The organism is Sphingomonas sp. CCH9-E2, assembly GCF_001557215.1.
Taxonomy (GTDB): Bacteria; Pseudomonadota; Alphaproteobacteria; order Sphingomonadales; family Sphingomonadaceae; genus Sphingomonas.
In genome coordinates, this window is sequence record NZ_LSJM01000395.1 from 1 (window position 1) to 4,133 (window position 4,133).

Sequence of the window (4,133 nt, forward strand, 5' to 3'; positions counted from 1 at the left end):
CAGTCGCTTCGCTCCCCAAGCCCGCAAGCGGTCTTGGCCCTGCCGGGTTCCGATCGGCTGGCGGGGCGAGGATCCGCATGGCGGATCGCCGCCAATCAACATCATTGACCACCGCGCTCCAATCGTTCACACGTTCATGTGTTCACACGTCCACATGCTTACACGCTCACACGTTCACCTGTTCAGGGGTTCACATGAAGGTTATCACTGTCATCAGCCAGAAGGGGGGCGCGGGCAAGACGACGTTGGCGATCCACCTTGCAGCGGCTGGCGCGGGCGCAGGGCTTACGACGTTGATCCTCGATACCGACCCGCAGGCAACGGCGAGCCATTGGAGCGAATGGCGCGGATCGTCGGACCTGGAAGTGGTCGATTGTGCCTCCCCTTCCCTCTTGCCCCGCAAGCTCCAGCAAGCAGCCGAACTCGGGGCCGACCTGGTGGTGATAGACACCCCTCCCCATGCCGACATCATGGCGCGGGAAGCCTGCAAGGTCGCCGACCTGGTGCTGATTCCCTGTCGCCCGCAAGCCTTCGATCTCAAAGCCGTAGAGATGACGGCCGAGCTGGTGCAGGCGACCGGCAAGACCGCGTTCGTGCTGTTCATGGGCGGCCCCCAGCGCGCACCGACGACCTACCGGGATGCCCGCGAGCTGATCGAGGGCGGTGATGGCGTCGCCGGCATGGGCGTGGACGTTGCGCCCGTCATGCTCACCCAGCGGGCGATCTATCATCACAGCACGGCGCAGGGGAAAACCGCGATCGAGCTGGAACCCGAAGGCAAAGCGACCGAGGAAGTTGCCGCGCTATGGGCGTGGACATGTGAACAAGTGAACGTGTCTGCAGCTTCACGAGTGAACAAGAAGCGAGGCGCGGCATGAGCAAGTTCGGCGCGATGAAGCAGCAACGGGCGGAGAGGGCTGGGGCGATCGGCGACAGCTCCGAGCCGACGATTGCGACACCCGCCACCACTCGCGCCCAGACCCGCCAGGGCAAGAAGGCGGTGAGCGCCTATTTCAGCCCCGAGGTCAGTCGCGGCCTGAATATGCTGGCGGCTGAGCAGGGGACGACGTTGCAGGCGCTCCTTGGCGAGGCCATCGACTTGCTCATGCGCCAGCACGGCAAGCATCCGTTCGGCGAGCGATAGCTGTCCACGTGTGAATATGTGAATGTGTGAACACAAAGATTAGGAGCTTGGAGGTGGCAAGATCGACGAACGCCAGGAAATCGACCGCCGCGCCTGCGGAGGTTGAAGAACCGATGCTGCCGATCGAAGCGCCACGCCAGCAGCGCAACCGCATCGGCAAGAAGTCGATCGCTGGCCGCTTCGATCCGGCGGTTGCCCGAGCGTTCGCGATCCTGGCCGCCAAGGAGGACAGCACAATCGAGGCGATGCTGACCGAGGCAGTTCTCGACATTCTCCAGAAATACAATCAGCCCATCGACAAGTGAACAAGTCCACGTGTGAACACGTTCACACTCGCTCTATTGTATCATCATTATAGAGCGCACTTCCCAACGACATAGTAATCTGACAGGCTTTGGTGTCGGCGGACTCATTCGCCGATTCGCCGTGGCGATCCTAGCGGGTGGCACCGCCAGGGCCAAAACGACGAAAGCCCGGCTTGGCGGCCGGGCTCTCGGAACGTCTGATGGGCGGGAGCCGCCCGGTGTCCTCACAAACACCAGTCTCCCGCAGGTCAGGCGACAAGTCAACTCGAAAACGCCGTTTTCGAGAACGGGAGAGCTTTGTCCATGAAGGATCACCGCCAGCAGCCGGGCCACTCAACCGACGGGAGGTTCCATGCAAACAGTGTTCGAGGCCCTGACAGGGCCAAAAGGGCGACGGCCGGGCTGTCAGACCGGCCAGCGGGTCCATCGCTACAGCCGCACCGAGGAGGGCCGGGAGGGGCGATTTTGGCAGCCGTTCAATCCCAAGAACGTCGCCCGCTTCATGCAGGCGGCCGAGAAATATGACCGCCTGAAACGGCTTGCTCACCGGCGCGACCGCAATAATCGCGAGAACGGCGCGATCGGCCATGTCGGGCTTGAAGTATTGCGAGAGCTGCTACGCCTGATCGACTACAAGACCGGGCGGCTCGATCCGGCCATCGCGACGCTGGCGCTTCGCATCGGCCGTTCGATTGCGGCCGTGGTGGACGCGCTCAAGCGGCTCAAGGCGCATGGCTTCCTCGACTGGTTGCGCCGATATGTGCCGACCGGCAACGCGGGGATGCGCGGCCCCCAGGTCAAGCAGACATCGAACGCTTACCGCTTGATGCTTCCGCCGCAGGTGGAACGCGGCATGACCGCGCCCCCGCCAGAAGACGACAGCGACCGGCGGCGGGCAGCGGTCGAAGAGGGCAGGGCGATGATCGCCAGGCTCCCGCTCGACGAGCAGCCTGCCCAGCTCATTGACGATCCCGGCCTCGTGGCGATTCTTGCCCGGCTCGGGCGCGCTGTCATGGACCAGGAACGTGATTCAGAGAGGTAGAATGAATCCCGGCAGAGTTAGAAATATACAAGCGGAATTGGCCTGACGGCCAATACGTAATTCGCTGCGTGCCGCCTTCAGCGCCACAGGTGCGGCCTACCGGCCGCAGGCTAGGCGGGGAGAAGGTGGGCGAGGTGGCGACGGAAGCGCCCTCCTGCGGCCGTCAGGAGCGCCGTGAGGGCAGAAAAGGGGCCTTCGACGTATTCGAGGTGCTGATCGCGTCGACTGTCGCCAGCGGGGCTTAAATCGCGCCGGATCAACCAGGCCCGCGAACTCGCGCTGGTCGTAGAAGCGGATTTTCTCGACCGCGAGCAAGTGTTCGCCCTGGCGCAGCAACAGGAGCTGGTCGGGCGGCATCCGCATGATTTCGTCGAGCGTGGCGAGCCACCGCGCGATGACGTAGGCGCTGACGCCTTCCGAGGGGCCGGCGCGATGTTCACCCGGTGCCGCGCGAGGTGCTGCAGCGTCGTATCGCTGATCTTGCGCGTGTCGATGGAGGGGCTATCCCATCTGCGACAAGGGAGGGAAAGCCTGATGAAGCTGGACGATCTGGCGAAGAATGTTGCGGCGGAAAGCGGCATGAGCATGGTCAAGGCACGGACGCTGCTCGATCGCGTGTTCGGGGCCATCGGCGATGCGGTCGCGCGCGGCGAGGACGTGACGCTGCCGGGGTTCGGCAAGTTTGCGAGCAAGGCCACAACCGCCCGGACCGGCCGCAATCCGCGCACCGGCGAGCCGATGCAGATCGCGGCCTCGACCAAGGCCGTGTTCACGCCCGCCAAGGCGCTGAAGGACAAGCTTTCCGCCTGACGCGGTTAGCGGCGGGGCGTGTCGTGCGCGACCGACCCGGACAGGGCAGCTTGCGCGGCGCGCAGGGCGAGGAGCTTTTCGGTATCGGTGGGCGGGAGGCAATCCCAGCGGAACACCGAACGATTGGCCGCACCTTCCGCCCAAATCCGCTGCGCGACGTGGAACAGCTCCTGGACGGTCGGTTCGCGGTCGGTCGCCACGCAGTCGATCACCGCATCCTCGAACAAGGGGTTGATGGAGCGCATCGATCGTTCTCCTGATATCCCTATATAAGCTGATCCCATGACGCGACGATGGCGGGTTTCGACGGTGCGCCCCTGGCGGCCGTCAGGCTGTCGCCCTGATCGCCGCTGGCGTGACCGGCAAGGTGCGATCGGCGTCGGGATGATCGAGCAGCCGGAGCAGGATTTGCGACACGAGGGGAGGGGACGCCCCTTCATTCAGCAGCATATCGAAAAACGCATCATCGTTCGGCGTCGGGATCATGTCCTCGATCACGAGGTTGGCGCGAGATTCCGCCATGTCCTCGCGCCACATGGCGACTTCTGCGGGCGTGCCGCGCGCGAAATCCATCGCGCGGACTTCGGCGCGGATCGCCTCGATATCGAAATCGCTCATTGTGTTTCGCTCCTTTCCGCTTCCGCATCGAACGCGCGCTTACCGCGCCGCTTCCACAGCGCCAGCACGTCGCCGGCATCATCACCGCGCGCGCGGCCGGCGAGATCGAGCAGCGCGCCATAGATCGTGGCGCGATCGTCGTCGGTCAGCTCGACCAGCCCGGCTTTCTGGACGAGGCCGCCCAGCTCGATCAGGTGGCGCGTTCGTTCGCGGC

8 protein-coding genes are annotated in these 4,133 nt (G+C 64.4%); 5 read left to right on the forward strand and 3 right to left on the reverse strand.

Translation table 11 applies throughout. The features are described 5' to 3' along the window. Nucleotides 1-194 precede the first annotated feature (194 nt). The 5 genes from parA (at nucleotide 195) to AX681_RS17895 (ending at nucleotide 3,301) form a co-directional block, all read left to right on the forward strand. Nucleotides 195-878, forward strand: a complete 684-nt coding sequence (parA, locus tag AX681_RS17875; RefSeq protein ID WP_066488208.1) for a ParA family partition ATPase — start codon at nucleotides 195-197, stop codon at nucleotides 876-878. Then, nucleotides 875-1,144, forward strand: a complete 270-nt coding sequence (locus AX681_RS17880) for a ribbon-helix-helix domain-containing protein (RefSeq protein WP_066488210.1) — start codon at nucleotides 875-877, stop codon at nucleotides 1,142-1,144. Before parA ends, AX681_RS17880 begins: the two co-directional genes overlap by 4 nt. A 53-nt stretch (nucleotides 1,145-1,197) precedes the next feature. Then, on the forward strand, nucleotides 1,198-1,449 hold the full coding sequence (locus AX681_RS17885) for a ribbon-helix-helix domain-containing protein (RefSeq protein WP_231727548.1): 252 nt from the start codon (nucleotides 1,198-1,200) through the stop codon (nucleotides 1,447-1,449). 352 nt (nucleotides 1,450-1,801) lie between these two features. Then, on the forward strand, nucleotides 1,802-2,491 hold the full coding sequence (locus tag AX681_RS17890; protein WP_231727421.1) for a replication protein A: 690 nt from the start codon (nucleotides 1,802-1,804) through the stop codon (nucleotides 2,489-2,491). 534 nt (nucleotides 2,492-3,025) lie between these two features. Further along, nucleotides 3,026-3,301, forward strand: coding sequence for an HU family DNA-binding protein (locus AX681_RS17895; protein WP_066489040.1), 276 nt, complete (start codon nucleotides 3,026-3,028; stop codon nucleotides 3,299-3,301). Between the two features lie 5 nt (nucleotides 3,302-3,306). On the opposite strand, the gene AX681_RS17900 is transcribed toward AX681_RS17895, so the two are convergent. From AX681_RS17900 to AX681_RS17910, 3 genes are all read right to left on the reverse strand, one after another. Then, nucleotides 3,307-3,546, reverse strand: a complete 240-nt coding sequence (locus AX681_RS17900; protein ID WP_066489033.1) for a hypothetical protein — start codon at nucleotides 3,544-3,546, stop codon at nucleotides 3,307-3,309. A gap of 82 nt (nucleotides 3,547-3,628) precedes the next feature. Beyond that, nucleotides 3,629-3,919: a hypothetical protein gene (locus AX681_RS17905; RefSeq protein ID WP_066489036.1), complete on the reverse strand. Its 291-nt coding sequence runs from the start codon at nucleotides 3,917-3,919 to the stop codon at nucleotides 3,629-3,631. Further along, the coding region (locus AX681_RS17910; protein ID WP_066660161.1) for a conjugal transfer protein TraD at nucleotides 3,916-4,133 on the reverse strand (218 nt) is incomplete at its 5' end. The genes AX681_RS17910 and AX681_RS17905, both read right to left, overlap by 4 nt.

Coding starts and splice junctions, on each gene's coding strand:
- AX681_RS17905 (WP_066489036.1), bottom strand. CDS start 3,919: ATGAGCGATTTCGATATCGAGGCGATCCGCGCCGAAGTCCGCGCGATG.
- parA (WP_066488208.1), top strand. CDS start 195: ATGAAGGTTATCACTGTCATCAGCCAGAAGGGGGGCGCGGGCAAGACG.
- AX681_RS17895 (WP_066489040.1), top strand. CDS start 3,026: ATGAAGCTGGACGATCTGGCGAAGAATGTTGCGGCGGAAAGCGGCATG.
- AX681_RS17900 (WP_066489033.1), bottom strand. CDS start 3,546: ATGCGCTCCATCAACCCCTTGTTCGAGGATGCGGTGATCGACTGCGTG.
- AX681_RS17880 (WP_066488210.1), top strand. CDS start 875: ATGAGCAAGTTCGGCGCGATGAAGCAGCAACGGGCGGAGAGGGCTGGG.
- AX681_RS17890 (WP_231727421.1), top strand. CDS start 1,802: ATGCAAACAGTGTTCGAGGCCCTGACAGGGCCAAAAGGGCGACGGCCG.